This is a genomic window from Nitrosococcus watsonii C-113 (assembly GCF_000143085.1).
GTDB classification, from domain to species: Bacteria; Pseudomonadota; Gammaproteobacteria; order Nitrosococcales; family Nitrosococcaceae; genus Nitrosococcus; species Nitrosococcus watsonii.
The window spans coordinates 539,368-557,267 of record NC_014315.1 but is presented as its reverse complement, the minus strand read 5'-3'; the positions used below and the strand labels follow the sequence as shown (position 1 = coordinate 557,267).

At 48.2% G+C, this 17,900-nt stretch carries 16 protein-coding genes, 1 tRNA gene, 1 other RNA gene and 1 pseudogene; 10 read left to right on the top strand and 9 right to left on the bottom strand.

Annotated features, from left to right (window positions below; translation table 11 throughout):
* On the bottom strand, nucleotides 1-1,296 hold the full coding sequence (locus NWAT_RS02650; protein ID WP_013219608.1) for a DEAD/DEAH box helicase: 1,296 nt from the start codon (nucleotides 1,294-1,296) through the stop codon (nucleotides 1-3).
* 234 nt (nucleotides 1,297-1,530) lie between these two features.
* Between NWAT_RS02650 and trxA the strand changes: the two genes are divergently transcribed.
* Together trxA and NWAT_RS02640 are read left to right on the top strand one after the other, a co-directional pair.
* Nucleotides 1,531-1,863 carry a thioredoxin TrxA gene (trxA, locus tag NWAT_RS02645; protein WP_013219607.1) on the top strand — a complete coding sequence of 111 codons (333 nt, stop codon included), beginning with the start codon at nucleotides 1,531-1,533 and terminating at the stop codon, nucleotides 1,861-1,863.
* A 59-nt stretch (nucleotides 1,864-1,922) separates the two neighbouring features.
* Nucleotides 1,923-2,393, top strand: coding sequence for an RT0821/Lpp0805 family surface protein (locus tag NWAT_RS02640; protein WP_013219606.1), 471 nt, complete (start codon nucleotides 1,923-1,925; stop codon nucleotides 2,391-2,393).
* 77 nt (nucleotides 2,394-2,470) lie between these two features.
* Here the strand turns inward: NWAT_RS02640 and NWAT_RS02635 are convergent, their stop codons facing one another.
* The 8 genes from NWAT_RS02635 to rho form a co-directional block, all read right to left on the bottom strand.
* Complete coding sequence (locus tag NWAT_RS02635) at nucleotides 2,471-3,766, bottom strand: adenylosuccinate synthase (protein ID WP_013219605.1); 1,296 nt, start codon at nucleotides 3,764-3,766, stop codon at nucleotides 2,471-2,473.
* Nucleotides 3,759-4,952, bottom strand: a complete 1,194-nt coding sequence (locus tag NWAT_RS02630; protein ID WP_013219604.1) for an ATP phosphoribosyltransferase regulatory subunit — start codon at nucleotides 4,950-4,952, stop codon at nucleotides 3,759-3,761. The genes NWAT_RS02635 and NWAT_RS02630 overlap by 8 nt, the downstream gene beginning before the upstream one ends.
* Nucleotides 4,953-5,048: 96 nt before the next feature.
* A complete protein-coding gene (gene hflC / locus NWAT_RS02625; RefSeq protein ID WP_013219603.1) occupies nucleotides 5,049-5,963 on the bottom strand; it encodes a protease modulator HflC in 915 nt (304 codons plus the stop codon).
* Nucleotides 5,963-7,210 carry an FtsH protease activity modulator HflK gene (gene hflK, locus NWAT_RS02620; RefSeq protein ID WP_013219602.1) on the bottom strand — a complete coding sequence of 416 codons (1,248 nt, stop codon included), beginning with the start codon at nucleotides 7,208-7,210 and terminating at the stop codon, nucleotides 5,963-5,965. Before hflK ends, hflC begins: the two co-directional genes overlap by 1 nt.
* Before the next feature lie 126 nt (nucleotides 7,211-7,336).
* Nucleotides 7,337-8,482, bottom strand: coding sequence for a ribosome rescue GTPase HflX (hflX, locus tag NWAT_RS02615; RefSeq protein ID WP_456299421.1), 1,146 nt, complete (start codon nucleotides 8,480-8,482; stop codon nucleotides 7,337-7,339).
* A gap of 47 nt (nucleotides 8,483-8,529) precedes the next feature.
* Nucleotides 8,530-8,802 carry an RNA chaperone Hfq gene (hfq, locus tag NWAT_RS02610; protein ID WP_013219600.1) on the bottom strand — a complete coding sequence of 91 codons (273 nt, stop codon included), beginning with the start codon at nucleotides 8,800-8,802 and terminating at the stop codon, nucleotides 8,530-8,532.
* 329 nt (nucleotides 8,803-9,131) lie between these two features.
* Nucleotides 9,132-10,076 carry a tRNA (adenosine(37)-N6)-dimethylallyltransferase MiaA gene (gene miaA, locus NWAT_RS02605; protein WP_013219599.1) on the bottom strand — a complete coding sequence of 315 codons (945 nt, stop codon included), beginning with the start codon at nucleotides 10,074-10,076 and terminating at the stop codon, nucleotides 9,132-9,134.
* Between the two features lie 34 nt (nucleotides 10,077-10,110).
* Nucleotides 10,111-11,367 carry a transcription termination factor Rho gene (gene rho, locus NWAT_RS02600; protein WP_013219598.1) on the bottom strand — a complete coding sequence of 419 codons (1,257 nt, stop codon included), beginning with the start codon at nucleotides 11,365-11,367 and terminating at the stop codon, nucleotides 10,111-10,113.
* Between the two features lie 260 nt (nucleotides 11,368-11,627).
* Here rho and NWAT_RS02595 point away from each other — a divergent pair.
* The 8 genes and pseudogenes from NWAT_RS02595 to NWAT_RS02560 all read left to right on the top strand — a co-directional run bounded on the left by NWAT_RS02595 (nucleotide 11,628) and on the right by NWAT_RS02560 (nucleotide 17,850).
* A tRNA-Ser gene (locus NWAT_RS02595) sits at nucleotides 11,628-11,718 on the top strand.
* An 865-nt stretch (nucleotides 11,719-12,583) separates the two neighbouring features.
* Nucleotides 12,584-13,090, top strand: a pseudogene (locus NWAT_RS17245) (hypothetical protein); the annotation flags it as partial.
* A 296-nt stretch (nucleotides 13,091-13,386) separates the two neighbouring features.
* Nucleotides 13,387-13,483, top strand: an RNA gene (ffs, locus tag NWAT_RS15790) — signal recognition particle sRNA small type.
* A gap of 258 nt (nucleotides 13,484-13,741) precedes the next feature.
* Nucleotides 13,742-15,331 carry a DNA polymerase III subunit gamma/tau gene (gene dnaX, locus NWAT_RS02580; protein ID WP_013219597.1) on the top strand — a complete coding sequence of 530 codons (1,590 nt, stop codon included), beginning with the start codon at nucleotides 13,742-13,744 and terminating at the stop codon, nucleotides 15,329-15,331.
* 50 nt (nucleotides 15,332-15,381) lie between these two features.
* A complete protein-coding gene (locus NWAT_RS02575) occupies nucleotides 15,382-15,702 on the top strand; it encodes a YbaB/EbfC family nucleoid-associated protein (RefSeq protein WP_013219596.1) in 321 nt (106 codons plus the stop codon).
* 28 nt (nucleotides 15,703-15,730) lie between these two features.
* Nucleotides 15,731-16,330: a recombination mediator RecR gene (gene recR / locus NWAT_RS02570; protein WP_013219595.1), complete on the top strand. Its 600-nt coding sequence runs from the start codon at nucleotides 15,731-15,733 to the stop codon at nucleotides 16,328-16,330.
* Nucleotides 16,331-16,414: 84 nt separating this feature from the next.
* Entirely contained in the window at nucleotides 16,415-17,137 is a 723-nt protein-coding gene (gene aat / locus NWAT_RS02565) for a leucyl/phenylalanyl-tRNA--protein transferase (RefSeq protein ID WP_013219594.1), read from the top strand.
* Nucleotides 17,134-17,850 (top strand): arginyltransferase, encoded by a 717-nt coding sequence (locus tag NWAT_RS02560; RefSeq protein WP_013219593.1) that lies wholly within the window; start codon nucleotides 17,134-17,136, stop codon nucleotides 17,848-17,850. The genes aat and NWAT_RS02560 overlap by 4 nt, the downstream gene beginning before the upstream one ends.
* The last annotated feature ends 50 nt before the right edge of the window (nucleotides 17,851-17,900 follow it).

Below are 17,900 nucleotides of genomic sequence, written 5' to 3'. Positions count from 1 at the left end.
CTACGTACGATTTTTGCCACCTGAAGGTGTCTCCTTCTTCCGAAAAGTTCTCTTTTTTTGACCAGAGTAAGACGCCTCCTTGCGCGACTTTTTCTTATCTTTATAAGATAAAAATACCCGTTGTTTAGGCACTAGCAATTCCTCCTCCTCCACTGAGAAAGGAACGACTTTATGACCAATATATTCCTCGATATCAGGCAGGGAAAAGGCATAATCCTCGCAAGCAAAACTCACTGCCGAACCGCTAGCTCCAGCCCGAGCGGTTCGGCCTATGCGATGCACGTAGTCTTCTGGATCTTGGGGTAAATCATAATTAAAGACATGGGTCACTGTAGAGACATGAAGACCTCGCGCCGCAACATCCGTGGCGACTAGAATAGGATAGATTCCATCTTGGAACGCCGTGAGTAGACGTTGACGTTTACCCTGAGGAACATCGCTAGAAAGCAGAGCAGCTTTAAAACCGTTACCTTCCAGGTAACCCCATACTTGTTCTGCACCATGTTTAGTATTGGCGAATACAATCGCATGTCGAGGCGCCAAGCGTTTGAGAAGGGCAAGCAGCAGGGAAATTTTTTCTTCGTTAGCGGGAAAATAAATTCTTTCCGTGATTTTATCGACGGTTACCTTCTGCGGCTCGATCCGCAGCAACCGGGGATTATTCATATATTCGTATGCCAATTCCATCACCCGTAAAGAAAGAGTGGCCGAGAATAGCATTCCAAGACGCTTATCGGGTGGTGGGAGACGGCGTAAGATATAACGAATGTCCCGTATAAAACCCAAGTCGAACATCCGATCGGCCTCGTCTAAAACCACTGTCTGAATTTTTTTAAAACCGATTATTCCCTGTTGATAATAATCAATAAGTCGTCCTGGCGTACCAATCAGAATGTCACAGCCCTGCTCCAGGAGATGGCGCTGTTTACGGTAATTAGTGCCGCCATAAACGACAACACATCGCAAATCGGTATGCTGCCCAAGAAGCTGAGCATCCTTGCTTACCTGAATAGCTAGTTCACGAGTTGGAACTACGATTAGCCCTCGAGGCTGCTGACTCACTCCGACGCTAGGCTCCCTCAATAAACGTTGCATTGTCGCTAGCAGGAAGGCAGCTGTTTTACCGGTACCTGTTTGGGCTTGCCCCGCCACATCCTCTCCGGCTAGCAACAATGGCAACGCTAAAGCTTGAATCGGCGTACAAATGACAAAACCCGCCTTTTGAATCCCTTGTATCAATGCCTCCGCCAAATTTAAGCTGTCAAATGAAATTTCAGAAAAACCAGGATCAGTCATGGATCTTGAATATCAGAAAAAGCTTACGGCTTGAAAATAAGCGCAAATTGCGCTGAAATCGTATTTATAATAATTGCTTCATTATATATTATATCAATGTTCTTCAGCATATCGAAAAATCCATATCATATAATCATGGAAGGATAATTAAACTTTACATAAAAATCTTAAAGTAAAAACAATACACTCTATAAAAATATAGGCAATTTAAATTTAATAATTGGAGCATCTATAATGACTGATCGCATCATACCAGTAACCGTAACCGACGCCACCTTCGAGGAAGAAGTGCTTAAATCGGAACAGCCCGCCTTAGTAGACTATTGGGCCGAATGGTGCGGGCCTTGCAAAACAGTAGCGCCTATCTTGGAAGAAATTGCAAATGATTACCAAGGAAAAATCAAAATTTGTAAACTTAATATTGACGAGAATCCCTCAACCCCACCGCGTTACGGAATCCGCGGTATTCCAACCTTGATGTTATTTAAAAACGGAAACGTAGAAGCAACAAAGGTTGGTGCCCTATCAAAATCACAGCTCTCGGCTTTTATCGATAGTAACCTATAATGCGGCTTCCCGAAGCAACGATTATGTAAAAACCATTCAAATTTAAATGAGATGAAACTATGGAAATTAGACCCCTCACTGTCGTGATCGCCTTCAGTATATTCTTTGGAGGCTGTGCCGGGAATACAGGGGGAAAAGAGACTATTGGCACGGCCCTTGGCGCCGCGGGCGGAGGTCTTTTAGGAGCGCAGTTCGGTTCAGGAAGTGGACAATTGGCGGCTACTGCTGCGGGCACCCTATTGGGTGCCCTAGTCGGCAGCAACGTTGGTCGCACCATGGATGAGGTTGATCAAATGAAGGCTCGCCAAGCTATGGAGCATGCCTCCTACGCTCCTATTGGGGAAACGATCACCTGGAATAACCCAAATAGCGGGAACCGAGGCTCAGTCACGCCGGTACGGGATGGCGTCTCCTCCTCTGGCAATTATTGCCGAGAGTTCCAACAGTCAGTTATTATTGATGGCAAGAGTGAACGGCTTTATGGAACGGCCTGCCAGCAACCGGATGGAAGATGGAAGCTACTTCGATAAAAGTTGAAGTCACGAAAAACGACGCTTCCCCAAAGGGAAGTATAATATTTAACCTACTTTGATAATCAAAGAGAATTCTAAGTCCCGTAGGGATCCCGCAAAATTATGGTTTGTTCTCGATCTGCTCCTGTTGAGATAATATCAATGGGAACGCCGGATAGCTTTTCTATCTTCTCAAGGTAGAGGCGAGCAGCTAACGGTAATTGCTCGTATTCGGTTATTCCCACTGTCGACTCTTGCCAGCCCAGCAGTTCCATATAGATAGGCTTGCAACGAGCAAGGGCATCGCTATCAAGCGGCATTTCAGAGCATTGTTCTTCATTATAATGATAGGCTACACAGAGACATAATCTCTCTAGACCATCCAGTACATCCAGCTTAGTGATACAAAGACTAGAAATGCTATTAATAATAGCGGCTCGCCGTAATGCCACTAAATCTAACCAACCGCAACGCCGAGGGCGATGGGTAGTAGCGCCAAATTCCTGCCCTCGCTGGGCTAAATGAGCACCCGTATCATTTTCCAACTCCGTAGGGAAAGGACCGTGACCGACTCGCGTCGCATAGGCCTTGGTGATCCCAACAACGCAGTCCAAATCATGGGGTCCTACACCGCTTCCCGTGGCCGCACTGCCAGCAGTAGTATTAGAAGAAGTGACAAAAGGATAAGTACCGTGATCAATATCTAAAAAGGCCCCTTGAGCCCCTTCAAACAAAATATTCTTACCCTCTCGCCGAAGCTTTGCGAGCAACATTGGCACATCAGTAACTAAGTGGTTAAAATTTGCCTTAAATTCTAAAACTTGTTCTAGCACCTGCTCGTAGCTAACAACCTCAGCTCGATAATAGTCCCGCAGAATGAAATTATGGTAATCCATAATTTCGGCTAGGTTAGCTGCAAATCTATCTTCATCAAATAAATCACCTACCCGCAGAGTGCGGCGCGCGACTTTATCTTCGTAAGCCGGGCCAATGCCCCGCCCAGTGGTCCCAATAGCCCGCTCACCCCGAGCGGTTTCCCGGGCCCGATCAAGCGCAACATGGTAAGGTAAGACAAGGGCACAGGCAGGACTAATCTTCAAGCGCTCTTGGGCAGGCACACCCTCTTGCTCAAGCATCCTAATCTCTTCCATTAAAGCACTAGGAGAGACCACAACTCCATTACCAATCACACAGAGTACGTTATCCCGTAATATACCAGAAGGAACAAGGTGCAAGATGGTTTTCTTGCCTCTAATAACTAAGGTATGGCCCGCATTGTGGCCACCCTGGAAGCGAACCACCGCCCCAACCCGATCGGTTAGAAGATCGACTAATTTCCCCTTGCCCTCATCGCCCCACTGGCAGCCTACCACCACAACGTTTTTAGCCACGCCCCAACTTCCTTATTTCTATAATTTGCCATCGCTTCGATTCCAACACTAACTCCCGGTCACATCCCAATTCATCATAATCATTAACGATATCGGGAAACCCATAGACGACACGTTCCCCCTGCTGGCGTAATCGGGCTACCTCTCGTTCAAAACCGGGGGCCTCCGACCAGGGTGCGAAAATTCCTAAGCGGGCAGTCCTCGTGCTACTACCAAGAGTTACTAATTCCTTTAAATCCATACTAAAACCTGTTGCCGGCTGTGCTCGGCCAAAAACCCGCCCAATATCATCATAACGCCCCCCCTGTGCAACAGCCTGTCCACGACCAGGAATATAGGCGGCAAAAACAAGACCCGTATGGTAACGATAACCCCTCAATTCACCTAAATCGAAATGCATAGGTACACGAGGTAAATATCTATCAATCAGAGCTGCTACTTCCTTGAGGGTTGATAACGCTTGCTCCACTCCGCTCCCTGCTAAAACCTGCTCCGCTTCGTTAAGTACCTCACGGCCCCCATTAAGGCTTGTTAAGGCCATAAACATATGGCGAAGCTTTGGGCTCACGTCTCTATTCTGCAGCATCGTATCAATCTCATCTCGGGCCTTACGCTGCAAAATATAAAACAAAGCATATTCTTCCTCAGGCGACAAGTTCGCTTGCAATACAAGATCCCGGAATATTCCCACGTGACCCAGATCCAAATGAACTTGTTTAATCCCTACACTGTCTAGCGCCTCTAAAGCCAATCGCAGGACTTCTAGATCGCTCTCGGTTCCGCTATGCCCGTAGAGTTCAGCCCCCACCTGGATTGGATTGCGTGTCCCCCCTAGCCCCTGAGATAAGGTATGCAGCACACTACCTATATAACACAATCGGGTAACACCCTTTCGTTGGATACAATGAGCTGCGATTCGAGCCACTTGAGGGGTAATATCAGCACGTACCCCCATTAGTCGGCCTGTGAGCTGATCCGTAAGCTTAAAAGTCTGTAACTCCAAATCAGTCCCCACGCCCGTGAGCAAAGATTCCAAATACTCAATGAGAGGGGGCGCTACGAGATCGTAACCCCAGGAATGAAAAAGATCGATAAGCACGCGTCGCGCGCACTCCATCTGTTCCGCCTCGATAGGCAAAAGTTCGCCCACCCCTTCAGGCAGGAGCCAACGTTCAGTTATCGGCATTACTGGCTAACTAGACTTTATACGGTGGCGAGAAAAACGGAAAGGCGGCGGATGCCTCGCTTCGCATCCGCACACAACTAGAGCAAGTCCTCTCTATTATTCCAGTTCTGGTGTAGCAAGTCTGGAATTAGGTTCTACTTCTTCAAGCCCTAACTTATTAGGATTGAAGAAGCGGAAAAATTCCCCCTTTGGTTCTAGCAATAACAAGCTCTCCTGGGAAAAAACCTTCTGATAAGCTGCTAAACTACGATAAAGAGCATAAAATGCTGGTTCTTGACCAAAGGTTTCCGCATAAATACCGGTTGCTATAGCGTCCCCCGCACCTCGAATATTCTCAGCCTCTTTTTGAGCATTCGCCAAAACGATAGTACGCTGCCGGTCCGCCTCCGAGCGGATACGCTCAGCCGTCTCGGCACCTTGTGAGCGTAGCTCCTTGGCTACCCGCTGCCGCTCAGCCTCCATACGAGCATAAACCGAACTACTTACATCTTTGGGCAAATCAACACGCTTGATGCGTACATCAGCAATAGTAATTCCAAATTCTTTGGCTTCCTTGTTAGCTCGCCGCTGCATGTGCTCCATGATCAAGGAACGCTCGCCAGAAATCACCTCCTGCACCGTACGCCGTCCGAATTCACTGCGCAGATCAGCCCGGATGATTTGAGAAAGTCGCAGGGCAGCGCGACTCTCATCTCCCCCCATAGAGCGATAGTACTGGGCTACATCCCCAATTCGCCACATCATAAAGGAGTCGACTAGAACATTTTTCTTCTCAATCGTGAGATACCGTTCAGTCTCCGCATCGAGGGTAAGAATCCGGCCATCGAATTTACGTACTGAATTAAAGAACGGTACTTTAAAATGGAGGCCAGGCTCGAAATCCGAGCGCTCGATTTTACCCAGCCATAATAATAGAGCCCTCTCCCGCTCATTGACAGTAAAAACACTCTGCGAACCGATAACAAGCAAGAGCACTACGAGACCGGCCAAAATACTAAAGCTTCTACCCATTACCGCCCCCTCCGACTCCGACTATCATCATTGTTGCTATTCTGGCGCCTACGCTGCTCCTCGCTGTCCGAGGTTTCACTATTAAAAGAAGATAACCGATCAAGAGAAATAAGACGCTGCCCCTTAGGATTTCCCTCGTTCACCATACGGTCAAGAGGAAGATAAAAAACATTGGTACCCTCAGGCACATCCACCAGAACCTTACGGCTGCGTTCCATTACCGTTTCCATAGCTTCCAAATAAAGCCGTTTTTCAGTAATTTCTGGCGCATCTAGGTATTCTTTCAGCACCTGCGCAAAACGAGCCGTCTCACCTCCCGCAAGGGCAATAACTTTGCTTTTGTAAGCTTCCGCCTCCTGGACCTTGCGGAAAGCGGCACCACGCGCTCTAGGGATAATATCATTGGCGTACGCCTCAGCCTCGTTTCTTAGCCGCTGCTGATCCTCCCGCGCCTTAATGGCATCCGCAAAGGCTGCCTGCACCTGCTCTGGCGGCTGAGCATCTTGCATGTTGACACTAGTAATAATCAGCCCCGCATGATATTGATCCAAAACCTGCTGTGCCAATTCCTCTGTCCGAAGCACAATATCACTGCGTCCTTCGGTCAAAACAAAATCCATTTTGCTTTTACCTACAGCTTCCCTAAGGGCGCTTTCGACCACTTGGCGTAGGTTAGTATCCGCATTACGTACATTAAATAAATAATTAGCCGCATCTTTAACTCGATATTGGACTGCAATCCGAACATCTACAATGTTTTCGTCTTGGGTGAGCATCAATGCCTCGGTTGGCACCGGTGACCCAGCCTGCCCTCTACCCGTAGAACGGTAGCCAATCTCGTAGCTTCGGATTTGCGCCACATCAACCAGCTCTACCTTCTCAATAGGATAAGGAATGTGCCAATGGGGTCCCGACTCAGTAGTAGCAACGTATTCACCAAAGCGCAATACTACTCCACGCTCAGCGGGGGCAACAATATAGATACCTGACAGCAGCCAGATTACAGCAAGGACCAGCACTAAGAGCGCCAAGCCCAAGAGGCTCCCCCCTCGACCTAAAGTTGGGCGGCTACCGCCAGGTCCTCCACCCCCTTTACCACCAAATAACCCGCTAAGCTTGGCTTTTAGATTGCGGATAACTTCATCAAGATCCGGAGGCCCTTGTCGGTCGCCGTCTTTACCCCATTGATCCCCTTCTTTATTCCAAGGATCTTTATCTTTGTTCCCGTTCGGCTCATTCCAAGCCATTAATCTACCTACTCCAAATAGTTGGTGTAGACATCCATAACCACATGCCTACAAGTTGTTTACAAGGAGAAATACTGACAATGATTTGACATTCTACAGGGACATAACTCTACCCGGCAAGTTTCGCTACTGATAAGCATGAATCCCTTGCGGCAGGTCCACAGGCCTCTTCACCGGGAAGTATTCAGCTAACGCTTGTCGCAACAATTCAAGCCCCTCACCACTAGTTGCCGATAACCATACTCGATGAACACGGCCAGAAGCATCCCTTTCTAATCTTGGCTGGCAGCCCTCTACTTGATCGATTTTATTATAAACTTCCAGTTGAGGAATTTCTTCTGCACCTATTGTTTGCAGAACCTTGTTCACCTGAGCAATGAGACTCCCACGCTCTTCCGAAGAAGCATCGACCACATGAAGCAACAGAGCGGCATCGCGGGTCTCTTCTAAGGTGGAGCGAAAAGCCTCCACCAGCTCATGGGGTAGGTGGCGAATGAAACCGACGGTATCAGCTAATATCAAAGGCTGAACCATCGCTAACCGCAAGCGCCGCAATGTAGGATCTAAAGTCGCAAACAATCTATCATCCACCAGAACCCGAGATGCTGTTAAACGATTAAATAAGGTGGATTTCCCAACATTAGTATAACCTACCAGAGACACCGTGGGTACTTGCGCCTTATGCCGCGAGCGGCGCCCCTGATCTCGCTGTTTTCTCACCCGTTCCAGCCGTTTACGCAACTGCCGGATACGATTGCCAATCAGGCGACGATCGGTTTCCAGCTGCGTTTCACCCGGTCCCCGCAAACCGATTCCTCCCTTTTGGCGTTCCAAATGGCTCCAACCTCGCACTAAACGAGTAGACAGGTGTTGTAGCTGCGCTAATTCTACCTGCAATTTACCTTCATGGGAGCGGGCCCGCTGGGAAAAAATATCTAGAATAAGTTCCGTCCGATCCAGTACCCGGCATTGCAAGAATTGCTCCAGATTACGCTCTTGAGCCGGACTTAGATCATGATTAAATATCACTAAATCTGCTTGTTCAGCATCTACCCAAGCACGAATTTCATCTACCTTGCCACGGCCAATAAAGTATTTAGGATGGGGACTCTGACGCTTTCCAGAAAGTATCGTAACTATTTGCATCCCTGTAGAGGAAACAAGTTCGATAAACTCTGCTTGCATCTCATGATAAGCAGGCCCATGAAAGTCGATATGGACCAAGATTGCGCTATAATTATACCCCTTACTGCCTTCAGAATGGCTAAACAACACAAGCCTCCCAGAACCTGCCGGTCAGCCTGAAATAAAACCCAGCCCTAATCGACATCAGCAGAACGCGTTCCTCCAATAGGATGAATATTTTCTCCCTCATTGCTAGATAATTTAACGTTGCGTGCGGGAACGACCGTAGAGATAGCATGTTTGTATACCATTTGGCTAACAGAATTTTTCAACAAAACAACAAATTGATCAAAAGACTCAATCTGCCCCTGTAATTTAATTCCATTAACAAGATATATCGAGACTGGAACTCGCTCCTTACGCAAGGCATTAAGAAATGGGTCTTGTAACGACTGCCCACGTGACATTGGCCTTTTCTCCCTCGTAATTTTTGTTTTCAATGATAGATTAAGGCCAGAGAGAAGGCGTGCTAAGCGCCTATCCGGCTTCAAGATGATCGCATTATAAAATATTATTGTTTTTCCCCTCGCCCATCATTTAAGTATGGAGAGATTAATTGTCTAGCGACAAGCTGCTCATTTTGCCACCAAAATCTACATTTTTATCCATTATTCCTTAACATAGGAATTACACTTGCTTAGTACTGTACCTCATTCTATAGTTCAATTTTCCCGCCTTGTCCATTCACTGGCCCAAACTAAAGTCTAGCATAGGCCCGCGAATAGGCACGACAAATTTAAGAAGCCTGGACCAATGCTATCTCTAGCTGTCTCCATGCTTGCTCTACATGATCCTTTTCTTCTGGATCAACATGGATTGCGTTGCCCTCCCGCCGCAGCCAGGTCAACTGTCGCTTAGCCATCTGCCGGGTTGCGCTAATAGCTTGTTCAGCCATGGTAGGGAGAGAAAATCGGCCTTGTAAATAAAGCCAGGCTTGGCGATAGCCTACTGCACGGATAGAAGCACACTCTAGACTGAGATCCGGGCGCATAAATAAGCCTTTAACTTCCTCCAAAAAACCTGCTTTCAACATAGCCCGAAAGCGCTGCTCAATGCGGCTGTGAAGAACCGTCCGTTCGGCAGGCGCTAAAATCAGCCTAATCACCCGATAAGGTAGCACCATTTCTCGAGAATTAGCAATTAGCTCACTTAAGGGTCTACCGGTCAGTTGGAAAACTTCTAACGCACGTTGGATACGCTGCGGGTCATGATGATGGATTCGCTGCGCCGCCATGGGGTCCAACTTAGCCAAGCGGCGATGCAAAGCCTTCCAGCCCCTCATCTCTGCCTCCCTATCTATAGCGGCCCGAACCTCCGGATCAGCCGGAGGAAGAGGGGAAATTCCATAGGTTAGGGCATGAAAATACAACATGGTTCCTCCTACTAGGAGGGGAATTCGTTCTCGTTTGCTGATAGCCCTCATTAAGGTTAAAGCATCAGCACGAAAGCGTCCCGCTGAGTAAGCCTCCGCTGGATCAAGAATATCAATCAGGTGATGGGGGTAGCGCTGCCGTAACGCTAAGCTTAGTTTGGCAGTACCAATATCCATGCCGCAATACACTTGGGCTGAATCGACACTAATAATTTCACAGGACAAGCGTTCAGCAAGCGCTAAAGCTAATTCGGTTTTCCCTGAAGCGGTCGGCCCCATAAGAAACACCGCGGGCGGCCGAATAGACATACTTTATTGAGAAAAGATGACACAAAGTGAATTTTTATCGTCTCATAGAATCGAAAAATTCGTCGTTGGTTTTGGTTTCTTTGAGCCGACTAAGTAAAAACTCCATGGCTTCCGCCTCGTCCATTGGGGCAAGCAATTTGTGTAAAATCCATGTCTTTTGCAGATTCTCTGGATGGGTGAGAAGCTCTTCACGCCGCGTGCCCGAGCGGCTGATATTAATTGCGGGGTAGATTCGCTTTTCAGCAAGCTTCCGTTCCAAATGGATCTCCATATTACCCGTGCCTTTGAATTCTTCATAAATCACATCGTCCATGCGTGAACCGGTATCAATAAGGGCAGTGGCAATAATAGTTAAACTACCCCCCTCCTCTAGATTACGGGCCGCGCCAAAAAAACGCTTTGGCCGTTGCAGAGCATTAGCATCGACCCCCCCGGTGAGGACTTTGCCAGAGGAAGGAATTACCGTATTATAGGCGCGGGCCAAACGGGTAATGGAATCGAGTAGAATAACGACATCCCGCTTATGCTCTACTAACCGCTTAGCTTTTTCTATCACCATTTCCGCCACTTGAACATGGCGGCTTGCAGGCTCATCGAAAGTACTAGAAACGACCTCGCCTCGTACCGAACGGGCCATTTCCGTTACCTCTTCGGGTCGCTCATCGATAAGTAGCACTATAAGATAGCATTCCGGGTGGTTAGCGGCGATAGATTGGGCAATATTCTGAAGCATCACGGTTTTTCCCGATTTGGGAGAAGAGACAATGAGCCCTCGCTGCCCCTTACCTACCGGCACCACTAAATCTATTACCCGGGGGGTGAGATCTTCCGTACTCCCATTGCCTCGCTCCAAGACTAAGCGTTCATTAGCAAATAAAGGGGTCAGATTTTCGAACAGTACTTTATTTCGAGACTGCTCTGGCGGCTCAAAATTGATGCTGCTGACCTTAAGTAGGGCAAAATAACGCTCTCCCTCTTTAGGAGGTCGAATTTTACCTTCAACGGTATCCCCAGTACGAAGTCCAAAACGCCTTATTTGGCTAGGCGAGACATAAATATCATCAGGCCCGGCAAGATAGGAAGCACTGGCCGAGCGGAGAAAACCAAATCCATCCTGGAGCAGTTCTAATACTCCGTTGCCGTAAATATCTTCGCCATTCTTCGCATGCGCTTTGAGAAGTGCAAAGATAAGATCTTGTCGGCGCAGACGGGAAATACCTTCTAGCCCCATGGACTGGGCAATGTCTAAGAGTTCGGAAGCGCTCTTCGTCTTGAGTTCAGTCAGATTCATGAAAGTTGGTCTAGTTGTTTGTAATGCAATAAATCGAATGGTTGGCAGGCGTTAGCTGCCCTGGCACGACAAGGAGATTTGAGCGAGTTGAGTATTTTAGAAAGGCAACGTTTGGCTAAGTTGTGAACCTACCAGCAAAAGTACTCCCCGTCTAGCCCTTATAGAAATTCCAGCAATATGATGAAAATTTGTCTAAGTATGTATTATTGTAAGTTGCCCCTAGGGCCGTTCTTAGGTTAATCTTAAAAGCTACCATATTCGGAGAGGTGGCCGAGCGGTTGAAGGCGCACGCCTGGAAAGTGTGTATACGTTAACCGCGTATCGAGGGTTCGAATCCCTCCCTCTCCGCCAAATTCAAACCTTATCCCACACTTTTGTGAAATTTGGATACCCATTCAATCAACGCGGATTAAAGCAGATGCTGCATAGTGAAGACAAGTAAGGGATATTAAAAAGCGATCCTTCTTATGGGCCTCTATGTTTAAGCTCGTTTGCTAGATGGCCATACCGAGGAGTCACTTCTCTCCCTGCCAACTTAGTTAGTCTTATCCAAGCTGCATTTTAAATTTTTGGGAATTTTCCGCCCTCACGGGGACGGCCATTACTCGCCGATCTCTCTTTAGAGTGCGCTAGCTTAGAAATTCTTCGCCTTCGCTACGAAGATACATCAAGCATTGATCCAAATGATGCGGAAGGAAATAGCTCTCTAAAGGAGTCGCTTTAGGGACCAAATAATATTTCAAAAGTGGAGCGTTCGTTCAACAGCGTCGGCTTCAACCGCGTATAAATAAAGCCATCCCTATGGCTACGGGATACTCGAAAACGCTTCAGTTTTTTATAATAACAGCGTAGCTGTAACTTTACAAGCGCCATAACCATAAACATTAAGGGAACCTCTAAAAACCCATCCCAATCTGCGATAATGGAGGTCATCTAGGACCCTAATTATAGAAACAGGCATGCAACCTAGTTTTTTTGACCATGGAGTCCGGCTCGATCTACTTGAGCGCCTCAGAGGCCCGCTGCCAACATTGGAGCGAACGGTACAGTGGGAGGTATTCCGAAAAATACTCGGATCGATCTATCGGAATGGTGATCCACGTCAAGGAGGGCATCCTCCTTTTGATGCAGTGCTGAGGTTGAAAGTTCTTGTGCTGCAGCATTTCTACATCTCTCGGATGATCAGACTGAATTCCAGCTCCGGGATCGCTACAGTTTCTGTCGTTTTCTTGGTTTGAGTTCTGAGGGGAAGGTGCTAGATGCCAAGACGATGGGGGTATTTCGGGGGGAGAGGCTAAAGAAGCTCGAACTTGTCGATAAACTTTTCACCGAGGTGCTACGCCAGATTGATGCAGCCGGTTTCACTGCCCACAAGGGAGAGCTCGTAGATGGAGCCATTGTTCCGGCATCCGAGCGGCGCAACAGCGGGGATGAGAATGCCCAGATCAAGGAGGGAGAAACTGCCGAAAGCTGGCGTGATGCCAAGGCGGCGCAGAAAGATGTTGATGCCCGCTGGACCAAGAAGCAGAGGAGCTGTTGGATGAGAACAATAGCAGCGGAGATGTCGGAGCAGATGCGGCCTATCGCGACCCAGCAAGGGAAAAGGAGCTACCAACGGCGAACTATCGAAGTCATATACACCGGAAGGGAACCCGAAAACGACCGCTTAATGAGCGGGAAAAAGCTGCCAATCGAAAGAGATCGAAGGTGCGGGCACGGGTAGAGCATGTGTGTGTCCAGCAGTCGGATCGTTTGATACGGACTATTGGCCAATCCAGGGCCGAGGTTAAGATCAGAATGATGAACTTAGTTTACAACATGCGCCGTCTGGCGTGGTTGGCTGCTTGATCAGTGAGAAATAGAAAAGAAAGGGCACGTCGCTGTGAAAATCATCAGGGTAGCTGGTAAGCAATAAGTTCGCTGGGTCGGTGCTCGGCTTTTTAGAAGCTCCCTTAAGTAAACCTTGTCTAATTCTAAACCATAGCGCAGAATAAATAGAGAGATTTACAATGGTGGCTCGGCTGGTCCCCTCGCAACAATAAGTTGTGAACCCCGTCAGGCCTGGAAGGGAGCAGCGGTAACAACAGATTTGTGTGCCGGGGTGTGGCTAGTACGAGCCGCCGCCATTATTAAATCCAGATATCTTATTCCCTCTATAATTGTCCACCATGGATTAGTTTCCAGGCTTATTCTCTAGATTTTGCTTGCGCAAATAGCTTCCTTAAGCTAAGAGAATAAACATTTTATTTCTTTTTACAGCTTGTCCCGATTGAAATTCTCCCAAACTTTATCCGAATTAATCGACGCTAAGAGCTAAAATATGATAAATCGGTATATCATTGCTGCTGGAAGAAAGCGGTTTATTTAGGATTTCATGAGTTATCAAGTCCTTGCACGAAAATGGCGACCCTGCGACTTCTCCCAAGTGGTGGGTCAGGAGCAGGTAGTCCGTGCTTTAACTAATGGCCTTGATAAAGGCCGCTTACATCATGCTTTTCTATTTACTGGAACTCGAGGAGTAGGCAAAACAACTCTAGCCCGTATTCTCGCCAAATCCCTTAATTGTAAAGAGGGAGTAAGATCGACCCCCTGCGGAAAGTGCCAGAACTGCCAAGCAATTGATGGGGGAAATTTTGTGGATCTAATCGAAGTGGATGCTGCCTCTCGCACCGGCGTGGATGATACCCGCGAATTACTGGAAAATGTTCATTACGCACCGAGCCGCGGTCACTATAAGGTTTATCTTATTGATGAAGTTCACATGTTCTCCACTTCAAGTTTTAACGCCTTGCTCAAAACCCTAGAAGAACCGCCGCCGCATATTAAGTTTTTGCTAGCTACGACCGATCCCAAAAAATTACCTGTTACCGTCCTTTCCCGCTGTCTCCAATTCAATCTGCGGCGGATTGCTTCCAAGGTCATTGCTGAACACTTAGCTAGGATTCTGCAAGCGGAAAAAATTCCCTCAGAATCCCACGCATTAACGCTGATCGCCCGTGCCGCTGAAGGCAGCGTACGGGATGCTCTTAGCCTTCTGGATCAGGCCATCAATTATGGCGGAGGCCAGGTGATAGTAGCCGACGTGTATGCTATGCTAGGCAGCATCGAACAGGGAGAGTTATTCATTTTGCTTGACGCCCTACTAGCCGGTGACGGGCAGGGGTTAATTGAAAAAGTACGGGAAATCTGCGCCTATTCGGTAGATGTATCCTCCATGCTAGCGGATTTATTACATTTGCTACAGCGTCTTGCCCTTTATCAACTTGCTCCAGATACGATTGACGATATAGATGAACGAGAAACATTCTCCAATCTTGCTACCCGAATAACCGCCGAAGAAGTTCAGCTATTTTACCAGATTGGTCTTATTGGTAGTCGCGATTTGACCTATGCCCCTGATCCCCATACGGCCTTCGAGATGATTCTGCTACGGATGCTATGTTTCCGCCCAGCAGAAGGGGTTTCTTCTTCTCAAACACTGGCTAGCCCTAAGCCAGAAAGAAGGGGAACGACTTCACCTGATCCGCCCTTAATCCAAGAAACCGCCCCTCACTCCCTATCCGGCAACGATCATTGGCTAGGACTGGTTACCCGGCTGAAATTAACCGCTATTGCGCGACAACTGGCGGAAAACTGCGCCTTAGAGCGGCGTGAAGAGAGTGCTATCTATTTACAACTCGCCCCCAATATGGCCAACCTTCATAGCAAACGGGCAGAAGATCGTCTACAACAAGCTTTAGCGGAATATTATGGCGAAGCCATTCAATTAACTATTCGGATTGTGGATTCAACCCCTGGCACCGATACGGTAGCAACCAGACGCAAACAGGAAGATGCAGCGTGGCAGCAAGCCGCAGTAGAATCTATTCAGAATGATGCCAATATTAAGGCGCTTAGCGAAACCTTCAATGCCCGGCTACCGCTAGATAGCGTTCGCCCCCTTACTAAGCCCGAACAGAAATAACACCCTGATTTCAGAAACCAGATTCACATTACATCGAGGAGATTTGAGACATGAAAGGTGGACTTGGCAATTTGATGAAGCAAGCTCAGCAACTCCAATCCAATATGGAGAAAGCCCAGGAAGAGCTGGCTAACATGGAAGTCACCGGTCAAGCAGGAGGCGGCATGGTCAGCATAGTCATGACTGGACGTTACGACTGCCGGCGTATCAGCATCAACAATGAGCTATGGCAGGAAGATAAGGAGATGGTGGAAGACTTGGTAGCAGCAGCCATTAACGATGCTGTGCGCCAAGTAGAAACCCAATCAAAGGAAAAGATGTCGAGTATGACCTCTGGCATGCTCCCCCCTGGCTTTAAGCTGCCTCTCTAAGCTCATTAATCTAGCATCTTAACTCTCTGTGAGTTTATTCGGCCTTTCTCTAGGACGCCTCATTGAGGCCCTGTGCTGCCTCCCTGGCGTTGGCCCTAAATCTGCGCAGCGCATGGCCTTTTACCTCTTGGAATCTAATCGGGAAGGGGGGCAACGCCTTGCCCAAGCATTGCTGGAGGCGCTGGATAAGATGACGCACTGCCAAACTTGCCGCATCCTCAGTGAAACCGATCTATGTTCCCTCTGTGCCGATTCCAGGCGGGATCACGGACAGCTCTGTGTTGTGGAAATGCCCAGTGATGTCCAAGCCATTGAGCAAGCAACAAACTATGCTGGTAGGTACTTCGTTCTAATGGGGCACTTATCTCCCCTTGATGGCGTGGGTCCCGAAGCATTGGGTATGGACTTACTGGCAAAACGACTGGATACAGATCAAATTCGCGAAGTTATCCTTGCCACTAATCTAACCGTTGAAGGTGAAGCAACCGCCTATTACATCAGTGAATTGGCGCAAACTCGCGGGATCACTACCACCCGTATTGCCCATGGAGTTCCTCTAGGCGGCGAGCTTGAATTCATTGATAGTAACACCCTATCCCACGCCTTCCAAAGCCGCCAGCATCTTTAAGACCCTGGCACGGCTTATGGCTTACCCAGTATACTGTTTACAATGCCTTTCTCTTATCTCACTGCGATATTTGGATAAACCCCCATGGAGGAATTTTATTGTATTGATTCTAAGAAGCTAGCCAACACATTCCCCCACCCTAGGCTAGCGCTGGCCGAACCAAACGGACTGCTGGCTATTGGCGGCGATCTGTCACCAGAACGGCTTATAATGGCCTATAGGCAGGGTATCTTTCCCTGGTACGAGCAAGGACAACCTATCCTCTGGTGGTCGCCTGATCCACGGCTGGTTTTATTCCCACAACAACTGCATATTTCCCGAAGTTTACGCAAACGGCTGCGCAGGGAAACTTATCAGGTTACGTTAGACCTAGACTTTCCAGGGGTAATTGAAGCCTGCGCTAGCCCCCGCCAGGATGAGGGGGGAACCTGGATCACCCCTGAGATGAAAAGCGCCTATAATCGTCTCCACAAAATGGGAATAGCACATTCAGTAGAAACTTGGGAAGGCAAGGCGCTGATTGGAGGACTGTATGGAGTCAGTATAGGCCGTATCTTTTTCGGCGAATCCATGTTCAGCAAGCGCCCCGATGCCTCTAAGATAGCATTCGTTTATCTCTGCCGTCAGCTCCAGCGGTGGGGCTTTCCTCTCATTGATTGCCAAATCCAATCTGAACACCTGCAACGCTTGGGGGCTCAAACCCTTCCCCGGAGCAAGTTTCTCCACTGGCTCCAGGAACTCTCTCATAGCCCCTCGCTCAAAGGGCCATGGTACTTTGATCAGGATCTTTTACAGAAGCCCTTATGACTTCCTATTGGAATTTTGACTTTTACCTTTCCCCTCCCCAACCTTGTAGCTACCTACCGGATCAAACCGCTACCAATCTTTTTGCCGATCCGGAGGCTGTTATAGATATTGCCCGCTATAGCACCCTAGTGCGCCTTGGATTCCGCCGTAGTGGCCGCCTCGTGTACCGCCCCCGCTGCCCCCATTGTTCCGCCTGCCAACCAGCGCGGATTCCGGTGGCTCAATTTCGACCTAACCGGAGCCAACGACGGGCCTGGAAATTTAACCAAGATCTAAGCGCTTTCTACCGCCCCGTGGAATTTAGCGACGAGCACTTTGACCTTTTCCGCCGCTATCTGAATAGCCGTCACCCTCAAGGCGGCATGGACGACTCAACGCCCGAGGATTATCTTAACTTTATCGTTAGCGGCTGGAATGAAACATCTCTAATTGAATTTCGCGACGGCGAGGAACGCCTGCTTGCCGTCGCGGCCCTAGACGCTCTCACCGATGGACTGTCAGCAGTTTATAGCTTTTTCGACCCAAACGAAAAAAGACGCAGTTTAGGGATTTATATTATCCTGTGGGAAATCAGTGAAGCCAAAGCGCTGAACCTTCCCTACGTCTACCTGGGCTACTGGATTAAAAATAGCCATAAAATGAACTATAAATCCGCTTTTCATCCGTTAGAAGTCTATCAAGAAAAAAAGTGGAGCATCCTTAAGGAAACATGATAAAATCCAAGCCCTAACCATTTTATCCACTAATAGGAGATCATTGAAAC

Bases quoted from the DNA above. Each gene is read 5' to 3' on its own strand.
- hflC (WP_013219603.1), bottom strand. From the start codon at position 5,963: ATGGGTAGAAGCTTTAGTATTTTGGCCGGTCTCGTAGTGCTCTTGCTT.
- miaA (WP_013219599.1), bottom strand. From the start codon at position 10,076: ATGTCTATTCGGCCGCCCGCGGTGTTTCTTATGGGGCCGACCGCTTCA.
- rho (WP_013219598.1), bottom strand. From the start codon at position 11,367: ATGAATCTGACTGAACTCAAGACGAAGAGCGCTTCCGAACTCTTAGAC.
- hfq (WP_013219600.1), bottom strand. From the start codon at position 8,802: ATGTCACGTGGGCAGTCGTTACAAGACCCATTTCTTAATGCCTTGCGT.
- trxA (WP_013219607.1), top strand. From the start codon at position 1,531: ATGACTGATCGCATCATACCAGTAACCGTAACCGACGCCACCTTCGAG.
- hflK (WP_013219602.1), bottom strand. From the start codon at position 7,210: ATGGCTTGGAATGAGCCGAACGGGAACAAAGATAAAGATCCTTGGAAT.
- aat (WP_013219594.1), top strand. From the start codon at position 16,415: ATGGAGGAATTTTATTGTATTGATTCTAAGAAGCTAGCCAACACATTC.
- NWAT_RS02640 (WP_013219606.1), top strand. From the start codon at position 1,923: ATGGAAATTAGACCCCTCACTGTCGTGATCGCCTTCAGTATATTCTTT.
- NWAT_RS02630 (WP_013219604.1), bottom strand. From the start codon at position 4,952: ATGCCGATAACTGAACGTTGGCTCCTGCCTGAAGGGGTGGGCGAACTT.
- NWAT_RS02575 (WP_013219596.1), top strand. From the start codon at position 15,382: ATGAAAGGTGGACTTGGCAATTTGATGAAGCAAGCTCAGCAACTCCAA.
- NWAT_RS02650 (WP_013219608.1), bottom strand. From the start codon at position 1,296: ATGACTGATCCTGGTTTTTCTGAAATTTCATTTGACAGCTTAAATTTG.
- dnaX (WP_013219597.1), top strand. From the start codon at position 13,742: ATGAGTTATCAAGTCCTTGCACGAAAATGGCGACCCTGCGACTTCTCC.
- NWAT_RS02560 (WP_013219593.1), top strand. From the start codon at position 17,134: ATGACTTCCTATTGGAATTTTGACTTTTACCTTTCCCCTCCCCAACCT.